This window comes from Micromonospora sp. NPDC003241, from assembly GCF_053589795.1.
Map to the genome: position 1 here is coordinate 37,187 of NZ_JBSFSO010000022.1, position 18,574 is coordinate 55,760.

At 72.1% G+C, this 18,574-nt stretch carries 16 protein-coding genes; 3 read left to right on the forward strand and 13 right to left on the reverse strand.

Features of this window, described 5'->3' with window-relative positions; genetic code table 11:
* Positions 1-292: 292 nt before the first annotated feature.
* Positions 293-1,354, reverse strand: coding sequence for an FAD-dependent monooxygenase (locus ACWDVW_RS18685; protein ID WP_449950312.1), 1,062 nt, complete (start codon positions 1,352-1,354; stop codon positions 293-295).
* A 55-nt stretch (positions 1,355-1,409) separates the two neighbouring features.
* Here ACWDVW_RS18685 and ACWDVW_RS18690 point away from each other — a divergent pair, with 55 nt between their 5' ends.
* Complete coding sequence (locus ACWDVW_RS18690; RefSeq protein WP_449950315.1) at positions 1,410-1,976, forward strand: TetR/AcrR family transcriptional regulator; 567 nt, start codon at positions 1,410-1,412, stop codon at positions 1,974-1,976.
* Positions 1,977-1,985: 9 nt separating this feature from the next.
* Here the strand turns inward: ACWDVW_RS18690 and ACWDVW_RS18695 are convergent, their stop codons facing one another.
* Positions 1,986-2,984, reverse strand: a complete 999-nt coding sequence (locus tag ACWDVW_RS18695) for a tyrosine-type recombinase/integrase (RefSeq protein ID WP_449950317.1) — start codon at positions 2,982-2,984, stop codon at positions 1,986-1,988.
* A 515-nt stretch (positions 2,985-3,499) separates the two neighbouring features.
* Here ACWDVW_RS18695 and ACWDVW_RS18700 point away from each other — a divergent pair.
* Positions 3,500-4,144, forward strand: coding sequence for a formylglycine-generating enzyme family protein (locus ACWDVW_RS18700; RefSeq protein ID WP_449950443.1), 645 nt, complete (start codon positions 3,500-3,502; stop codon positions 4,142-4,144).
* A gap of 38 nt (positions 4,145-4,182) precedes the next feature.
* Positions 4,183-5,118, forward strand: a complete 936-nt coding sequence (locus ACWDVW_RS18705) for an ADP-ribosylglycohydrolase family protein (RefSeq protein WP_449950320.1) — start codon at positions 4,183-4,185, stop codon at positions 5,116-5,118.
* A 48-nt stretch (positions 5,119-5,166) separates the two neighbouring features.
* On the opposite strand, the gene ACWDVW_RS18710 is transcribed toward ACWDVW_RS18705, so the two are convergent.
* The 11 genes from ACWDVW_RS18710 to ACWDVW_RS18760 form a co-directional block, all read right to left on the reverse strand.
* Positions 5,167-6,042, reverse strand: coding sequence for an HpcH/HpaI aldolase/citrate lyase family protein (locus ACWDVW_RS18710; RefSeq protein WP_449950323.1), 876 nt, complete (start codon positions 6,040-6,042; stop codon positions 5,167-5,169).
* Positions 6,039-7,502, reverse strand: a complete 1,464-nt coding sequence (locus tag ACWDVW_RS18715) for a dihydroorotase (protein ID WP_449950326.1) — start codon at positions 7,500-7,502, stop codon at positions 6,039-6,041. Before ACWDVW_RS18715 ends, ACWDVW_RS18710 begins: the two co-directional genes overlap by 4 nt.
* A 42-nt stretch (positions 7,503-7,544) precedes the next feature.
* A complete protein-coding gene (locus tag ACWDVW_RS18720; protein WP_449950329.1) occupies positions 7,545-8,969 on the reverse strand; it encodes an MmgE/PrpD family protein in 1,425 nt (474 codons plus the stop codon).
* Positions 8,962-9,813: a cyclase family protein gene (locus tag ACWDVW_RS18725; protein WP_449950446.1), complete on the reverse strand. Its 852-nt coding sequence runs from the start codon at positions 9,811-9,813 to the stop codon at positions 8,962-8,964. Before ACWDVW_RS18725 ends, ACWDVW_RS18720 begins: the two co-directional genes overlap by 8 nt.
* 38 nt (positions 9,814-9,851) lie before the next feature.
* Positions 9,852-11,063: a CaiB/BaiF CoA transferase family protein gene (locus ACWDVW_RS18730; protein ID WP_449950332.1), complete on the reverse strand. Its 1,212-nt coding sequence runs from the start codon at positions 11,061-11,063 to the stop codon at positions 9,852-9,854.
* Positions 11,064-11,143: 80 nt separating this feature from the next.
* Positions 11,144-12,388: an MFS transporter gene (locus ACWDVW_RS18735; RefSeq protein ID WP_449950334.1), complete on the reverse strand. Its 1,245-nt coding sequence runs from the start codon at positions 12,386-12,388 to the stop codon at positions 11,144-11,146.
* Positions 12,375-13,799 (reverse strand): aldehyde dehydrogenase family protein, encoded by a 1,425-nt coding sequence (locus ACWDVW_RS18740; RefSeq protein ID WP_449950337.1) that lies wholly within the window; start codon positions 13,797-13,799, stop codon positions 12,375-12,377. The genes ACWDVW_RS18735 and ACWDVW_RS18740 overlap by 14 nt, the downstream gene beginning before the upstream one ends.
* Complete coding sequence (locus ACWDVW_RS18745) at positions 13,792-15,522, reverse strand: thiamine pyrophosphate-dependent enzyme (RefSeq protein WP_449950340.1); 1,731 nt, start codon at positions 15,520-15,522, stop codon at positions 13,792-13,794. Before ACWDVW_RS18745 ends, ACWDVW_RS18740 begins: the two co-directional genes overlap by 8 nt.
* Positions 15,519-16,592, reverse strand: a complete 1,074-nt coding sequence (locus ACWDVW_RS18750; RefSeq protein ID WP_176094144.1) for an ABC transporter substrate-binding protein — start codon at positions 16,590-16,592, stop codon at positions 15,519-15,521. The genes ACWDVW_RS18745 and ACWDVW_RS18750 overlap by 4 nt, the downstream gene beginning before the upstream one ends.
* A gap of 124 nt (positions 16,593-16,716) precedes the next feature.
* Positions 16,717-17,589, reverse strand: coding sequence for an ABC transporter permease (locus ACWDVW_RS18755; RefSeq protein WP_131052286.1), 873 nt, complete (start codon positions 17,587-17,589; stop codon positions 16,717-16,719).
* 22 nt (positions 17,590-17,611) lie between these two features.
* Positions 17,612-18,403 (reverse strand): ABC transporter ATP-binding protein, encoded by a 792-nt coding sequence (locus ACWDVW_RS18760; protein ID WP_176094142.1) that lies wholly within the window; start codon positions 18,401-18,403, stop codon positions 17,612-17,614.
* Between the last annotated feature and the right edge of the window lie 171 nt (positions 18,404-18,574).

Genomic DNA, 18,574 nt, shown 5'->3' on the forward strand with positions numbered 1-18,574 from the left:
CCGAGGTGCTGAAACTGGCACTGGTAAGCAGCTCGGCGGCCTCCACGAACATCCGGATGTCCTGGCGGTCGGGCCCACGCCGTCGGTGAGCGCACCGATGATCGCTTTCAGATGCTCGAAAATGTCGGCGGTGACCGTGCCGGTCTTCTCCAGCCGTGCGGGTGATGTCCTCCAGCCGCTTCAGCGGCGGCTCGGCGAATCGTGGGGAGCATGCTTCCCGATGGTCGATCCCATCCCCGGTGCCGCCAGTCGCGTCACCGGCAGCCTTGCACACCCGACGCCACCACCACCGTCAGCCCGGGGGACCGAACGCCAACGCCAACCGCAACGCCACATCCCGCACCCCGGTGAACCGCCGCACCTGCGCCAACCGGCCCGCCCGCACCGCCATCGCCGCCATCCGCTGCGTCGGCGCCCGCCGCTCCCGGTCGTACCGGGCCAACGCCGACGACACGTCCGCCTCCGCCGCCAACGCCTCCGACAACGCCACCGCGTCGATCAACGCCTGGCAGGCGCCCTGCCCCAGGTCCGGCGTCATCGCGTGCGCCGCGTCGCCCAGCAACACCCACCGCGCCCGCACGTACGACGGCACCGGCGGCAGGTAGTGCACGTCGTGCTGCAGCACCCCGGCCGCGTCGACGCGATCCAGCACCGCCGGCACCGGGTCGTGCCAGTCACCGAACCACCGCCGCAACGCCGCCAGATCACCCTCCGGCGGCCGGAAACCCTCCGGCGCGGCCACCGCCGCATACCAGTTCGCCACCCCGGGACCCTGCGGCGTCACCCCGAACTTGCGCCCCCGACCCCACGTCTCCCCACCGGAGGCCACCTCCAACGGCACCGTGCCACGCCACGCCGTCACCCCCGAGTACCGCAACGGGAACCGGTCACCGAACATCGCCGCCCGGGTCGCGCTGCGGATCCCGTCCGCGCCCACCACCACGTCGTACCCGTCACCCAACTCCGCCGGACCCGCCACCGGCGCACCGAAACGCACCGTGCCCGCCGGCAACGCCTCCGCCAACAGACCCAGCAACGCCGGCCGGGACAGCAGCAGCACCCCCTCACCGTGCCGCCGACGGATCCGCCCCACGTCCAACCGGGCGATCACCGTCCCGTCCGGGCGACGCATCGCCCCGTCCGGCTGCGCCCGCCCCCGTTGCCTCGCGGACGCACCCACACCGAGCCGATCCAACGCCCGCAACGCCGACGGCCAGATCCCCAACCCGGTACCCGTCTCGGGCAGCCCCGCCGCCCGCTCGAACACCGTCACCGACCACCCGGCGCGCAGCAGTCCCACCGCCACCGCCAGCCCACCCACGCCGCCTCCGATGACGGCCGCTGATCCACGCATCACCCGACCGTACTACAGATGTAGTTGCCAGCACTACTGCTGTAGTCTCGGCCACGTGGACGCCCGCCAACAACGCCTCCTCGACGCCGCCATCGCCGTCCTCGGCACCCGCGGCCCCCGCCACCTCACCCACCGCGCCGTCGACGACCAGGCCGAACTCCCCACCGGCTCCACCTCCAACCGCTACCGCACCCGCGAAGCCCTCATCGCCGGCGTCCTCACCCGCATCCTCGACCTCGAAACCACCGGCTGGAACCACCTCGCCGGCACCCTCGACCGCATCGACCCCGACACCTTCGCCACCGCCCTCGGCACCCTCGTCCACGACCTCACCACCACCCACCGCGCCCTCACCCTCGCCCGACTCGCGATCTTCGCCGAAGCCGCCCACCACCCCGCCCTGCAACACCAGATCGCCCAACGCCAACACGACCTCGCCGCCTGGGCCACACCCCTGCTCGCCGCACTCGGCGCCCGACACCCCACCACCGCCCTGCGACTCCTGCTCGCCCTCGTCGACGGCCTCCTCAACAACCAACTCGCCAACCCCGACCCCGACTTCGACCCCACCACCGCCATCACCGCCGTCCTCCCGGCCGTCCTCGACGCCCACCCCGCCTGAGACCCCACCTCACGACGACGGCCGCACCAACCCCACCAACGCCCGGTACGTGCGATTCACCCGCGCCGCCTCCCGCTGCTGCCCCGACGTCACCTCGATGTACGTCTGCGACGACGCCAACGACGCATGCCCCAACAACCGCATGATCTCCGCCGCACCAGCGCCGTCCTCGGCCAACCGCGTCGCGAACGTGTGCCGCAACGCGTGCAACCGTGCCCCACGCGGCACCCGGTCACCGATCCCCGCACGCCGGTAACAGGACTCCACCAGATACTGCAGACCACCCCGCCGCAACGCCTCACCCTGCCGATCCACCAGCAACGGCGAGGCCGGCCGCACCGAACGCGAACCGAACCGCCGCACCCGGCTGTCCAGATAGTCCGCCAGCAACGCGTCCAGATCCGGCTCCACCGGCAACACCCGAGGCCGCCCACCCTTGCCGGCCACCTCCAACCGGCGCTCACCCGGCCGACCCGCCAGCGAACCGACCCGCAATGCCAACAACTCCGACAACCGCAACCCGGCACACAACGCCAGCGCCAACACCGCCACGTCCCGCTCCGGCCACGGATCCCGCTGCCGCCCCTGCGCCTGCGCCGCCGCCGCGAGCAGCTGCTCGGGAGTGTCCTCACCCCGCAGCGGCTTCGGCACCGGCAGCGGCGCCCGGGGACGTCCCACCGCCGGCATCGGATTGCCCGCCACCACCTGCTCGGCCACCAGGAACGAGAAGAAGCCGTTCCAGGTGGACCAGGCGCGCCCGACCGAGGCGGCGGCCCGCTCGGCGGCGAAGCGGGCGAACGCCGCCCGCATCAGCCTGGGGGAGAGCACCTCGATCGACAGGGCGTCGAGGGGGAGGGGAGGGGTCGCCAGCTCCGCCGCGAGCGCGGCCACCGCGATCAGGTCCCGCCGGTACGCCGCCTGCGTGTGGGGGGAGGGCTTGCGCGTCGCCCGCGAGGTCAGGAACTCCTCGATCAACACCTGGACCCTTTCATCCCTTTTGTCATGCATAAGGGATATTATGCATGATTTTCGGGTTCGCGGCCGATCCAGGGGAGCGGGGATGGTTCGCGGCGCGAGCCGTACCCAGCGTTGGGGAGGGGGCCGTGATGCCGGTCCTCGGTCTGTCCGGGCCGAGAGGTCTCCAGGTGGCGGCGACGTGGGGCGCGCGGTAGGGGCGGGGGCCGCCTTGACGCGCCGGTCGGCGCCGGCTACGAGCGATCGGCGCGTCCGGTTGGCGTGCACCGTCGGCTGGGTGATCGTCGACGAAGCCTTACGCACCCGCGCCGGGGCGCGGCGGGATGTAAGGAAGGGTCCCTTGCTAACGCCTGGTGCATAGCAGGGGACCCTTCCTTACATCCCGGGCCGCCGGTTGCCGGGCGCGGTCGGCGGTACCCCTCTCGGGGAGTGCGTCGGAACCTCAGCTTTACATAATGTCAATTATCGAACATCGGCTGACCAGCCGGGAGGGCTCGGCGGTGGCGGCGGATCGGTAGCATCTGCTCCTCGTGGACTCCGACAGCGTGATGGTGAACGTTCCGGCGGGACGCGTGGTGTTGTCGGATCGGCGTACGCAGCGCAGTTGGCCGGTCGACGTCGGGCCGTACCGGCTCGCCGCGCATCCGGTGACGCGGGCCCGGTACGCCTCGGTCGTCGGTGTCCCCTGTGCGGCCGACGAGCGCCGTCGTCCGATGGAGACGGTGTCCTGGTGGGACACGGTGCGGTTCTGTAACGCCCGGTCCGAGGCCGACGGGCTGCGGCCGGCGTACCGGATCGACGGTGAGGACGTCGAGTGGGACACCGGTGCCGACGGGTACCGGCTGCCCACCGAGGCCGAGTGGGAGCACGCCTGCCGGGCCGGCACCGAGGGTCCGCGCTACGGGCCGCTGGACGAGATCGCCTGGTATCGCGGCAACTCCGGTGAGCGGCTGCACGACGTGGGCGGTAAGCGGCCCAACGCCTGGGGCCTGTACGACATGCTGGGCAACGTCTGGGACTGGTGCTGGGACGTCTACGACCCCGAGGTGTACGGCACCTACCGGGTGTTGCGTGGCGGCGGCTGGTTCGACGAGCAGTGGAGTTGCCGGGCGTCGGTGCGGCGGCGCAGTCATCCGAGCTACGCGATCGACGACGTGGGTTTTCGCCTCGCCCGGTCCGGTCACGCAGAGTAGTCGACCACTCCCCTCGTTCGGCCGCCTAGGCTGCGGGTGTGTCGAGTGTCGTGGATGAGTCGGTGACGGTGCGGCGGGTGGCGGGGGCGTTGACCGCGTACGCCTGTGGGGACGCGTTGGGGGTGCCGTACGAGGGGCGTCCGCCGACGGAGGACGCCGACGAGGTGATCGAGACGCCTCGGGCCAGTGACCGGTGGGCGGCCGGGGCCACGTCGGACGACACGGCGTTGACGCTGCTGGTGGCGCGGTGTCTGGTGGACGGTGCCGTGGACGCGGTGACGTTCCTGTCGCGGGTGGCGGCGCAGGATCCTCCGGTGCCGGGTGCGGGTCCGTCGACGCGGGCGGCGTTGGCGGCGTTCCGGGCCACCGGGGCGGTGCCCGACGATCGGGAGGGTGGCACGAACGGCGCGCCGATGCGGGCGTTGCCGGTGGGCTGGTCGGTGCCTCCGGAGCGGGTGGATCTGCTGGTGGCGCGGACGGTGGAGTTGACGCGGGCGACGCACCGGGCGCCCGAGGCGTTGGCGGCGGCGGTGGTGATGGCGGGGTGTGCGTCGTGGTCGGTGGCGGGCGCGCCGGTGGCGGTGGTGGTGGCGCGGGCGGTGGAGTTGGTGGAGGTGGCGCGTCCGGTGTGTGGGGACGCGCCGCGGTTGGCCGGGTTGGTGGGTGCGGTGGTGGCGGGTAAGTGGTCTCCCCCGTCGTCGGGTGTCGGTCTGGACGCGGCGGAGACGGTGGCGGCGGTGCTGCACTGTGTGCGGGGCGCGGGTTCGGTGCGGGACGGGTTGGTGACGGCGGTGCGCTGTGGTGGGGACACGGACACGGTGGCGGCGTTGGTGGGTGGCCTGTTGGGTGGTGGGTCGTCGGCGGAGGCGGTGCGGGCGGAGTTGCCGTGGAGTGGGTTGGTGGCGGTGCCGGACGCGGGTGTGGTGTGGCGGTTGGCGTCGGGTCTGGTGGCGTTGCGGGAGTCGGTGCGGTGAGGTGATGGCGGGGTTCGGCCCCCGGGGTGTCACGCACCCCGGGGCCGGTTATCCGCCTGCGGTGACGCGGTCGAGGATCTCGTGGGCGCTGCGCGCCACGGCCGCGTCGATGAGCCGGCCGTCGGCGGTGACGGTCACGCCGGAGCCGTCGCGTTCGGCGGCGGCCAGCCGGTCGACGATGTCGCGGGCGGCGGCCACTTCCTCGTCGGTCGGTGTGAAGACCTGGTTGACCACCGGCACCTGTGCGGGGTGGATGGCGGTGCGGCCTCGGAAGCCCTGCCGCAGCAGGAGCCGGCTGGTCTGTTCGAGGCGGTCCGGGTCGCGCAGGGCCGTCTCGGTGGGGCCGACCGGTGGGGCGAGGCCGGCGGTGGCGCCGGCCAGCACGACGCGGGAGCGCATCGGCCACAGTTCGGCTTTGTCGGGGCCTGGTTGCAGGCGCAGTTCGGCGGCCAGGTCCGCTTCGCCGAGGCCGAGCCGGACCACTCGGCGGGCGGCGGCCACCGCGTCGGCCCGCCATACTCCCCCGGCGGTCTCCAGGAGGGCGAAGATCACCAGGGAGCCGGTCGGCAGGCGGTGGGTGTGTTCGGCGTCGCCGAGCAGTCGGTCGACCTCGGCGAGCAGGTCGACGTCGGCTTTGGGCACCACCACGCCGGTGAGGCGTGGCCCGGCGATCGCGGTGATGTCGGCGGCGGGTGTGTCGGCGTTGACGCGTACCCACCATTGGGGGCCGGCGGGCGTGTCGGCGAGGAAGGTCGCGACGGTGTCGCGGGCGGCGCTCTTGTGCGCGGGTGCGACGGCGTCCTCCAGGTCGAGGATGCAGGCGTCGGCGCCGCGGGTGGCGGCGCGGGCCAGTTTGTCCGGCTGGTCTCCCGGCACGTACAGGTAGCTGCGGGCGATGGGCGGGGACGTGCCGACGGCGGTCACGGGCGGGTCGGGCGGGACAGGTATCGGCCGCGTGGCTGCCCGACCACGGTGCCGTCGCGCAGGATCTGCTCGCCGCGCAGGAACGTGTCGGTGACGCGGGCGGTCAGTTCCATGCCCTCGAAGGGCGTGTACTCCTGTGCGGAGAGCGACTCGTCGGCGCGGACGGTCCAGGTGTGGTCGGCGTCGACCAGGCAGAAGTCGGCGTCCAGGCCCTCGGCGATGGCGCCCTTGGTGGCCAGGCCGAAGCGGCGGGCCGGTGCCCACGAGGTCAGTTCGGCGACGCGGGCGTAGGACAGGCCGCGTTTGGTGCCTTCGCTGATCAGGCCGGGCAGGAGGTATTCGGCGCCGCCGAAGCCGGACTTGGCGACGAAGATGTCGTCGTCGGGTTCGCCGAACTTGACTTCGGCGCGGCAGCAGGCGTGGTCGCTGACGACCCAGTCGAGTTGGCCGTCGAGCAGGTGCGCCCAGAGCGCCTCGACGTCTTCGCGGGGACGCAGCGGCGGGTTGACCTTGCCGCCGAGGCCGTAGGCGGTGTCGATGTCGGCCAGCAGGTGACCGATGGTGACTTCGCGGCGGAAGTCGACGTGTGGGAACGCCTGTGCCATGCGGATCGCCGCGTCGACGGCCTTGGCCGAGGAGAGGTGCAGCAGGTTGATGGTGGGCAGGCCGGTCTCGTGGGCGAGGTAGGCGGCGATGCTGACCGCGAGGCCCTCGGAGTGCGGTGGGCGGGAGGCGCTGTAGGCGGCCAGGCCGGTGAGGGTGCCTTCCTGTTCGACCATCCGGGTGTACGCGGACATGATCTCGGCGGTCTCGCAGTGCAGCGACAGGGAGATCTCGTCGGCGAGTTCGGGGAACTGTTCGCGGGCGGCCTGCACGCCGCGCATGACGAACTCGAAGTGCGCGTAGTCGTAGCGGGCGTCGGGCGGGATCATCAGGAACGAGCTCTGGTCGGCGGAGCGTCCGTGCAGGCCGTGGCCGCCGTAGAACATGAAGATCTTGAACGAGGTGATGCCGTGTTCGCGGACGAGGTCGGGAATCTCGTCGATGTGTTCGGCGGTCATCGGTGCCACGTGGAAGGCGTAGTCGACCCAGGAGCGGTGGTCGGTGGCGGCGCGGACCTCGGGGAAGAACTCGCCGTACGGTCCGCCTCGGTTGAGGTAGTACTGGCCGGTGCGGATGTAGTTGATGGCGGAGGTGACGCCGCCCTGGGCGCAGGCGCGGCTCTCGGTGCCGGTGTCCTCGGCCAGTGGGTGGTAGATGCCCCAGTGCTGGTGGGCGTCGACGACGCCGGGGAAGGCGAGCTTGCCGCCGCCGTCGACGACGGTGGTCGCCTCGGCGTCGATGCTCGGGGCGAGGTGGGCGACCCGGCCGTCGCGTACGCCGATGTCCAGCGCCGCCGGCTGCGCCTGGTCGTGTCGCACCACGCGGACGTTGCGCACTACGAGATCGAAGGGTTGCATGTTGTGCTCCTGATGGTCGGCGGGCGACGGGTCGCGGGCGGGTCAGTCGGTGACGGTGCGCAGCCGGGTCAGTGGGCGCAGCAGGTCGGCCACGTCGGTGACGTCGGCGAGGTCGGCGACGGCGGCCACCACCTGCTCGGCGGTGTCGGGGTCGAGGCGACCGGCGACGTTGTCGTGGAACTTCATGGCCAGTTCCGCGTCGGACAGTGGTCGTTGTGAGCCGCCCCGGTTGGTGAGGACCTCTTCGCGCCAGGTCCGGCCGTCGTCGGTGCGGACGGTCACGATGGCCGGGAACTGGTAGGGGAAGATCTTGGTGCATTTGTCGTCGGCGACCACGTCGACGCGGGACATCAACGCGCGGCGGGCCGGGTCGCGGGCCAACTCGTCGGTGAAGTCGCCGAGGCCGAGGCCGAGTCCGCCGCCGCCGAGCAGGCCGGCGACGACCGCGTACGGGCCGCTGAACTGGGCCTGGTAGCCGGTGTCCGGGGTGCGTTTGGTGTCGATGGGCTGGCCGATGGTGCGGATGACGGCGGCGGGTACCCGTAGTTCGATGTGGTCGATGCGGTCGACCGGTACGTTCTGGGCGCGCAGGGCCAGGCCGGCGTCGATGGCGGCGTGGGTGAAGTGGTTGGCCGGGTAGGGCTTGAAGAAGATGTCCGGCACCGCCCAGCGTTCGCCGAGGCCGTCGGTGACCTGGTCGTGGTCGGCTTCGCCGCGCAGGAAGGCGGTGAAGAAGCCGAACCGGCCCTCCAGCACGGTGGGTGGTCCGGTGAAGCCGCGTCGGACCAGGTCGGCGGCGGTGACGGCGCTGTGTGCGGCCCAGCCGCAGTGCAGCCGTTTGACGGTGCCGCCGGTGCGGTTGGCCTCGATCACTCCGGCGGCCATCGAGGCGGTCACGCCGAGTACGTCCAGCAGGCCGTCCTCGTCGAGGCCGACGAGCATGCCGGCGGCCACGGCGGCGCCCATCGCCCCGCAGATGGAGGTGGCGTGCTGGCCGTGTTCGAAGAACACCGAGTTGTTCAGCGCCGGGTCGTAGCCGGCCATGCCGAGGCGGACGGTGACCTCGATGCCGACGGCGACGGCGGTGGTGAGGGCGGTGCCGTCGGCACCGGCGGCCTGGGCGGCGGCCAGGGCGGCCGGTACCACGGCGGCGCTGGGGTGCAGTACCGACGGCAGGTGGGTGTCGTCGTAGTCCAGGGAGTGGGCCAGGACGCCGTTGCCGAAGGCGGCCTGTGCGGCGGGTACCGCGTCGGGTAGGCCGACGACGTACGCCTGGGGACGTCCGCCCTGGTCGGCGACGTGGTCGAGGGCGGCGTGGCTGGTCGGTAGCCGGTGGGCGGCGACGCAGAGGCCGAGGATGTCCAGGACCCGTTGGCGCACGCTGGTGACGACCGGTTCGGGCAGGGGTGCGGTGCGGGCGTGGGCGGCGAACGCGGCGAGCTGCCGGGCGAGGGTCTGCTCAGGCATCGACGACCACCGCCAGCGGACGCACCGGCGAGCCGGTGGCGCCGAAGATGGCCAGCGGTGAGAGCACGAACAGGAACTCGTGTACCCGGGCGGCGGCCAGTTCGTCCAGTGCCATGGTCTCGATGATGTAGACGCCGCGTTCGACCAGCAGCACCCGGTGTGCGGGCAGGACGCTGTGGCCGGCGCCGGGGCGCAGGCATTCGAAGGCGATGGTGTCCGCACCGGCGGCGTGCACGCCCTGGTCGGCGAGCCAGGTGGCGCCGGTCTCGCCGACGCCGGGTACGCCGCTGTCGTGGCCGACGAAGCGGGTGCGGTCGGCGTCGTCGAAGTGTCGGCCCCAGCCGCTGCGGATCAGCACCACGTCGCCGGGGCGTACCGGGGTGCCCTGCTGTTCGGCGGTGCGGGTCAGGTCCTGTGGGGTGATCTCGTAGCCGGGTTCGCAGCCGTCGGGGGTGCCCAGCGCGGCGGGCACGTCGAGCAGCACACCGCGGCGCACCATCGGGGCGATGGTGTGGGCGCCCAGGTCGGCGAAGCGTCCGCCGCGTCCGGCGTCGGCGGCGTCGGCGCCGTCGTACAGCCGGCCGTCCTGGGAGACGTGGGAGAAGGCGTCGATGTGGGTGCCGACGTGGGTGCCCATGGTGATGATGTCGTTGGCGGCGGAGCCGCCGTCGACGCGGACCGCGTCGCCGTGCCGGCGCGGCAGGGCGTGCCAGAACGGCGGGTGGTTCGGTGACTGGGGCATGCCGATGGTCAGGCGGCGGCCCAGGTCGTAGACCCGGGTTCCGGTGGCCACGGCGGCCAGCAGCGTCTGCGTTCCGCTCGCCGGGCTGGTGGTGGTGCTCATGGTGGTCACGGCATTCCTTACCTTCGTGGTGGCGGCCGTCAGGCCACGATCTCCCGGTCGCGCAGGTCGGCGACGATGTCGGGGGTGCAGCCGAGTTCGTTGACGAGGAGATCGTCGGTGTCGGCGCCGAGGGGTCGGCCGGTGAAGCGGATCCGGCCGGGGGTCTCGGACATCCGCCACAGGACGTTGTGCATCAGGACCTGACCGAAGTCGGGGTCGGGGACGTCGACGACCATCTCGGCGGCGCGGACGTGGTCGTCGGTGACGATGTCGCGGGCGTCGTAGACGGGTGCGACGGCGGCGCCGGCCTCGTCGAAGGCCCGCATGACCTCGTCGCGGGTGCGGTCGGCGATCCATCCGCCGACGTAGGAGTCGAGCAGGTCGGCGTGTTCGGCGCGTTGGCGTCCGGAGGCGAACCACGGTTCGTCGATGACCTCGGGGTGTCCGACGAGGCGCAGGACCCGTTCGGCGATGGTCTGGGCGCTGGTGGAGATGGCCACCCAGGAGCCGTCGCGGGTGCGGTAGGTGTTGCGGGGCGCGTTGTTGGTGGAGCGGTTGCCGTGGCGTTGGCCGATGATGCCGAGTTGGTCGTAGACGGTGGGTCCGGGACCGACGGCCATCATGATCGGTTCGAGCAGGCTGAGGTCGACGACCTGGCCCTTGCCGCCGTTGTTCTGGCGGGCCCAGAGCGCGACCATGGTGGCCGAGGAGGCGGCGATGCCGCAGATGCTGTCGGCCAGGCCGAACGCCGGCAGGGTGGGCGGGCCGTTCTCGTCGCCGGTGAGGTGGGCGAAGCCGCTCATCGCCTCGGCGAGGGTGCCGAAGCCGGGCCGGTGGGCGTAGGGGCCGCGTTGGCCGAAGCCGGAGATGCGGACGACGACCAGCGCCGGGTTGATCTCCAGGAGGGTGTCGGGGCCGATCCCCCACCGTTCCAGGGTGCCGGGTCGGAAGTTCTCCACCAGCACGTCGGCGGTGGCGGCGAGGCGGCGCAGCAGGTCGGCGCCTTCCGGTGTGGACAGCTTGAGGCCGAGCGTGCGCTTGTTGCGGGAGATCTCCTTCCACCACAGCGGTACGCCGTCCTTGGCGTGGCCGTGTCCGCGCATGCTGTCCCCGGCGACGGGGTGTTCGACCTTGATGACGTCGGCGCCGTAGTCGCCGAGGATCTGGCAGCACAGCGGTCCGGCCAGGATCGTCGAGGCGTCGATGACGCGCAGGCCGGTCAGCGGTCCGTCGTGCACGGGAGCCCCCATTTCATATCGTTCGCATCAAGCGAACGGTGTTTCGCTCAGCAGAATAGTTTGTTGTCAGGTGTGGGGTCAACGCACCGCCCTCACCCCTTGGCGGCGCGCAGCGCCCGTCGACCGCGCAGGACCACCGCGGCGGCGAGGGCGGCCACCACCGCCACGATCGCGCCGGTACGCGCGGAGAACGCGTCGCCGAGCCAGCCGTGCAGGATCGCCGCCGCCGGGCGGATGCCCAGGAAACACATCGACCACAGCGCCATCACCCGGCCCCGTACCTCGTCGGCCAGGCCGTGCTGCATGGTGGCGTTGACGTCGCTGACCGCCAGCAGGTAACCGGCGCCGCCCACGGCGATGCCGACCGTGGCCATCACCGGCCCCGGACTGACCGCCAGCACCGCCATCCCGACGCCCAGGGCGGCCACCCCGACCGCGCCGGTACGGCCACTGCCCATCACCCGCCGCAACCGGCCCACCCAGCCGGCGACCAGCGCCGAACCGAGCCCGAAACAGGTGATGAAGATGCCCACCATCAGCTCACCGCCGCCGAAGCCCTCGGCGAACAGCGGCGACAGCGTGTTGATCGGCTCCATCGCCAACCCGATCAGGGCCACCGCCACCAGGCAGCGCACCAGCTCCGGCCGGTGGCGGACGTAGGCGACGCCGTCGAACACCCCCAGCCGACGCTTGCCGGTCCCGGGTTGCGCCCGGGGCAGCCGTACGCCGGTCAGCGCCAGCGCGAACACCAGGAAGCTGGCGGCGTTGACGGCGAACGCGGCACCGGCCCCGGCCAGCGCGTACGTGGCCGCCCCGGCCACCGGACCGATCGCCCGGGACAGGTTGAAGGTCAGCGAGTGCAGCGCGATGGCCTGCGGGACGTCGGCGCGTCCGACGATGTTGGGCACCAGCGCCTGGGCCGCCGGCCCGGTCACCGCCTGCCCCACCCCGGACAGTCCCACGAACGTCAGCAGCAGCGGGGCGTTGAGGGCGTCCAGGAACGCCAGCACCGCCAGCACCGCGGCGGCGGTCCCGCCCAACGTCTGCCCGACGATGATCAGCAGCCGCCGGTCGACCCGGTCGGCCACCGCCCCGATCACCGGCGCGAGGATCAGCTGCATCGCGAACTGCAACGCGGTGACCAGCCCCACCATGAAGGCGGAGCGGGTCAACGCGAAGATGGTCAGGATCGCCGCGACGTTCTGGAACCAAGTGCCGGTGTTGGACGCCAGCGACCCGAAGAAGTACGGGCCGAAGCGGCGGTCCCGTAGCAACGCGAGCGCGCCGCGACCGACCTCCTCGGCCGACGCGTCGGGCGGGCGGTCAGCCTGCGGCACCCGCGCCACCCAGGCCGTACCCCTGCGGTGTGCCGGCCGTCAGCGAGGTCCACACCGACTTCGGCCGCAGGTACAGCCGCGCCGCCTCGGTGCCGTTCTCCCGCCCGTACCCGGACAGGCCCACCCCGCCGAAGGGCACCAGGTCCGACAGCACCCGGTACGTGTTGATCCACACCGTGCCGGCGCGGACCTGCCCGGCGAACCGGTGCGCCCGGGCGATGTCGGCGGTCCACACCCCGGCGGCGAGCCCGAAGTCGGTGTCGTCGGCCAGCCGCAGCGCCTCGGCGTCGTCGCGGAACGACGACACCGCCAGGACCGGGCCGAAGACCTCCTCGCGCAGCAGCCGCGCCTGCGCGTCCAACCGGTCGAAGACCGTCGGCGGCACGTAGAAACCGTCGCGCAGCCGCTCGTCGTCGGGCAGGGCGGCCTGCGCCACCAGCCGCCCGGCGGCACGGGTCTCGGCGATGAACTGCGCCGTCTTGTCCCGCTGCGCCGAGGTGATCTGCGGACCCAGGTCGGTGTCGTCGTCGAACGGGTCCCCGACGCGCAGCCCGCGTACCCGCTCCGCGACCCGGTCGAGGACCTCGTCGTAGACGGACTCGTGCACCACCAGCCGGGAACCGGCGATGCACATCTGTCCGCAGGAGGCGAACACGCCCAACACCACCGCGTCGACCGCCCGGTCCAGGTCGGCGTCGCCGAAGACCACCTGCGGCGACTTGCCGCCCAGTTCCAGGGCGACCGGGGTCAGGTGCTCCGCCGCCGCGCGGGCGATCGCCCTGCCGGTGTCGTGGTGCCCGGTGAACACGATCAGGTCCACGTCCGGATGCGACACCAGCGCCGCGCCGGTCTCCCGACCGCCCGGCAGCACCGCCACCAGTTCCTCGGGCACACCGGCCTCGGCCAGCAACCCGGCCAGCCGCAGCGCGGTCAGCGGGGTCTCCTCCGCCGGCTTGAGCAGGCAGGCGTTGCCGAACGCCAACGCCGGAGCGATCTTCTTGGCAGCGAAGAAGAACGGCACGTTCCACGGGATGACCCCGGCGACCACGCCGTGCGGCTCCGGCACCGTGTACGTGTGGTACTCGACGCCGACCGGGATGGTCTCCCCGCGTACCTGCTCGGCCCAGCCGGCGTAGTAGCGGAAGCTGCCGGCCGCCCGGCGCACCTCGCGCCGGGTGTCGCTGAGGATCTTGCCGGTGTTGCGGGTCTCGATCTCGGCCAGTTCCTCGACGGCGGCCTCGATGAGGTCGGCGACGGCGTGCAGGATCCGGCCGCGTTCGCTGCCGGTGCGGCGGGCCCAGGCCGGTTGCGCGGCCCGCGCGGCCCGGACCGCGGCGTGCACCTCCTCCGGTGCGGCGGGTGCCACCCGGGCCAGGACCCGGGCGTCGATCGGGGAGACGACCTCAGCCATCACTGGTCCCTTCGTCAGCGGCCGGGGTACGCGCCCGGCGACCCGGGTCCATCGACCCGGTGAGGTGTTCGGGCACCCAGACGTCCAGCACCGCCGGCACCCGGTCACGCTGCACGGCGGCGCGGGCCCGGTCCAGGGCGGCGGCCAGGTCGGCCGCGCGCACCACCCGCTCGCCGTGGCAGCCCTGCGCGCGGGCGTGCGCGGCGAAGTCCGGCGACGGGGTGAGGTGACCGCCGAGGACCGTGGGCTCGGCGACGGCCAGACCGTCCGGATAGTGCGCGGCCAGCGTGGTGGTGCCGGTGCGGTACCCGCCGTTGTTGACCACGACGGTGACGATCGGGGCGTCGTGCTGCTGCTGCAACCACAGGCACGAGTCCGGCGAGCCGAACAGGTAGGAGCCGTCCCCGGTGACCGCGACGGCGTGCGCGCCACCGGCGGCGATGCTGGCGCCGGTCGCCGCGGCCACCGACCAGCCGAGGCTGGAGCCGCCCTTCTCGAACAGGGTGCCCGGCTTCGTGCGGCGCACCGCCGTGGTGTCGAAGACCTCCCAGGTGAGCAGGTCGTCGGGGTGCAGGTGCGCGTCCAACGCCGCCGCGATCAACGCGGGGGTGGGCACACCGCCGGCCGCTCCCCTGCCGGCGGTGTGCCGCTTCGTGCCGACGCCCGGAGCCCGGTCGCGGCGCTGCCGCACCGTGTCGACCTCGCCCGAGGCGACCTCCCCCAGCACCGCGGCCAGGAACGCCGCCGGGTCGGCGGTGGTACGGGCGTCGGCCCGCAACTCGTACAGCGGGACCCGGCTCTCGATCGGGTCGGGTCCCACCCAGCCGATCCACGCGTCCTGGGCGGGCTGTTCCACCGCGGGCATCCACGGCACCGGGTGGTCCAGCACGACGACGACGTCGAATTGGTCCAGCGGCGCGCTGGTGTGCCACGGGTTGTCGTCGGGCAGGTTGACCCGGTAGCGGGAGGCGCGCACCTCCACGCCCAGGGTGTCGGCCAGCTCGGCGAGCAGCTGCACCGCGCGGGGGTTCTCGCCGACCCGGTCGGTGACCACCACCGGCCGGCGGGCGGTCCGCAGGCGGCGGGCCACCTCGCTGACCACGCCGGGGTCGCCGGGACCCAGCGTCGGCACGCCGAGCGCCTGGGCGCTGGGCACCCGGTCGCCGACGGGCACCGGGTGGCGTCCCACCTCCTCCGGCATCGCCAGATAGACCGGTCCGCGTCGGGGCGCCAGCGCGACCTGCAGGCCACGCGCCACGACCAGGGCGGCGTCGTCGAGGGCGGAGAGCTTGTAGTCCCACTTGACGTACTGGCGCACGATCGCGCCCTGGTCCCAGCGCTGCTGCTTCCAGAACACCGGCGAGGTGCGCGACTGCGCGGTGGTCGGCGGATACCCCGACATGATCATGATGGGGTGGTCGCCCCACATGGCGTTGTGGATCGCGCCGCCGTGGTGCAGCAGACCGAGGTCGGCGTGGGCGGCCGTCATGCTGGGTCCGCGGGAGACCATGGTCTCGCCCATCGCCGCGGTCAGCGCGACGTGCTCGTGCGGGCAGGTGATGATCTCCGGGCTCGGCTCGCCCTTCTGGCGGGCCTGCGCGCCGGCCTCCTGGAAGGAGGTCAGCTCGGAGCCGCTGTTGAACCAGAGCCGGCGGACGCCGCTGGCGGCCGCCGCCGCGAGGACCGCGGCGGCGCCACCGACGGCGGCCGGGTCGGCCGTCACAGCTCCCTCGCGCGGGCGAGGTAGTCCGGGTAGATGAGCTTCTCGATCGGCGCGGCGGAGTTGACCAGCTTGGCCTTGACCAGGCTCTCCTGGCCGGTGAGCCAGGTCTGCGGGTTCATCTGCAGGGTGTTCTCCGGGCCGGCGGCCTGCCAGCTCTCCACCAGCAGCGGCAGCTCGGCGCGGGCCTGGGCGGCGTCCGCCTCCGGGTTGTACTTGCGCAGGTCGTTGATGACCTGCTCCCAGTTCTCCTCCTTGCTGGCGTAGTCGATGGCCTTGAGCACGCCGGCCAGGAACCGCACCGGCATGTCGCTGTCCGACTCGACCATCTTGAGGCTGGTGTTGTACGAGTCCGAGGGCATCGGCGCGTGCTCGTCGGTGCTGAAGAAGACGACCTCGCCGATCTCCTTCTGGATGGTGGCCCGGTCGGTGTTGACGCAGATCCAGGCGTCCACCTCGCCCCGGCGCGCCAACTCGTACGCGGCGGTGCCGACGCCGGTGACGGGACGCTGCACCGACCCGGGGTCGATGCCCGCGTTGATCAGCATGACGTCGAGCAGGTTCTCGGTGGCGCCGCCGGTGGAGACGATGCCGCAGGTGCGTCCGGCGAGCTGGGCCGGGCTGCGGATCGGGTCGTCGGGCAGGGACACCACCTCGAACTGCGACTTCTGCCGCACGCTGGCGATGCTGACGAACGGCGCGTCCTCGTTGGCCACCGCGATGATCGCGTTGATGCCGTTGGCGCGGGTCATGTCGGCCGAGCCGCCGAGGACGGCCTGGATGGCGGTGGCGGTGCCCTGCCCGCCCTTGATGTCCAGGTTGAGGCCGTGCTCGGCGAAGTAGCCGCGCTCCTTGGCGACCATCGTCTCCACGAAGCTCAACGTCAGGCCGGAGGCGGTCATGTACGAGCCGTTCAGGCTGCCGTCGGCGTTGACCTGGTTGTCGTCGCCGCCGCAGCCGCTGAGCATCAGGGTCATGCCGCCGGCGGTGGGCAGCAGCAGCCCGGCGGAGGCGCCGAACCGCAGGAGCGAGCGCCGGGAGACCGGCGCGCCGAAGGAGGGGTTATGTGTCACGGAGGACTCCCGGGGCGAGGAAGGTACGGATGGGTGACGGATTCGGGCAAGGAGAGGTCCGCCAGTGCCGCGTCGCGGCGCCGACCGGGTCGTGTGGTGTGTCAGGTGAGAGCCGGGCCGTCGGTCAGGGGCGGCGGCGCGGCTGCACGGACTCGTGCCAGGGGATCAGCAGCCGGCGGGCGCCGGTGACGATGCTGTAGAGGGTGAAGCCGAACAGGGCCATGATCAGGATCGCGCCGAACAGCTTGTCGACCTGGAGGTTGTTCTGCAGGTTGACCGCGTACCGGCCGAGGCCCTTGTCACCGCCGAGGTACTCGCCGACGATCGCGCCGATGGTCGCCTGGACGACCGCCAGCTCCATGCCGGCCAGGATGAAGGGCATCGTGTAGGGCAGGTCGGCCTTCCAGAACCGTGTCCACCGCGACGCCTTGAGCGTCGTCATCAGGTCGTGCATGGAGCCCGGCACCGAGCGGACACCGAACGAGGTGTTGATCAGCAGCGGGAAGAAGGCCAGCAGCGCGGCGATGACCACCTTGGACGAGGGGCCGAAGCCGAGCCAGAGGATGAACAGCGGCACCAGCGCGACCTTCGGCACGACCTGGGTGGCGACGATGAACGGCCGGACGATCCGGTCGAACAGCGGCGACTTGCCGATCATCAGGCCGAGCCCGACGCCCAGCACGATCGCCAGCGCCAGACCCATCATGACCTCGTAGAAGGTCGTCCAGATGTGGGTCCGCCAGACGAACGGGTCGACGATCTGCTCACTGAACGCCTTGAACACCGCCTCCGGCGGCGGCAGCACGAACCGGGACAGGTCGGTGACCTCGACGTAGATCTTCCACGCCACGAGGAACAGCGCGATCAGCAGGGGGCTGGTGTAGAAGGACAGCCACCGGTTGTTGCGCAGCCGCTCTTTCCAGGTCGGCGGTGGTGGCTTCAGCAACTCTTCGGCGGAGGGTGTCGGCGCCGGCTGGCGCTCTTTAGTGGCAGTCACTGTGCGGCACCTCGGTATGCGGTCAGGCCGAGACGGCGGATCGGTTGTCGGGGTCCTGCACCGCGCCGATCTGTCGACGCAGCTCGGCGGCGAGATGGCGGAACTCGGCGGTCTCGGTCATGTCGATGGTGCGCGGCCGGGGCAGCGTCACCTCGGTGATGGAGTGGATGTGGCCGGGCTTGGTCCCCAGCATCACGATGCGGTCGGCGAGGAACACCGCCTCGGAGACGGAGTGCGTCACGAAGACGACCGTCTTGCGGTTCTCCAGCCAGATGCGCTGCAGCTCGGAGTTCATCATGTCGCGGGTCTGGGCGTCGAGCGCGCCGAACGGTTCGTCCATCAGCAGCACCTGCGGGTCGTGTGCCAACGCGCGGGCGATGGAGACCCGCTGGCGCATGCCGCCCGACAACTGGTGCGGGTGCTTCCCCTCCGCCTCCGGTAGGCCGACGAGTTCGAGCATCTCGCGGACCCGCGCGGTGCGTTCCCGGCGGCCGACGCCGGCCATCTCCAGCGGCAGGGCCACGTTGGCGGCGGCGGTCCGCCAGGGCATCAGGGTGGCCTCCTGGAAGACGAAGCCCAGGGGGCGGTCGCCGTCGGACCGCGTGCCGTGGTCGAGGCTCACCCGGCCGACGGTCGGGCTCTCCAACTGACCGATGATGCGCAGCAGGGTGGTCTTGCCGCACCCGGACGGCCCGAGCAACACGACGAACTCACCGTCGGCGATGTCGAGCGAGACGTCGCTCAGGGCGAGCATCGACTGCCCGCCGGCGCCGGCGAAGACCTTGCTGACGCCCTCCACTTTGATCGCACTCATGGGCTACCCCTGTCACCGACCGGCCCGCGTTTGATCGCGAGATTGTTCGCTTGTGCAGTACGCCGTTCTGTTGGTGCGAACGTAAGCTATGTTCGGCGGCAAGGTCAATGGCCTGTAGGACCCGACTCGGCATCATCGATCCGGATCAATCCCCTGATTTGGGAGAAAACC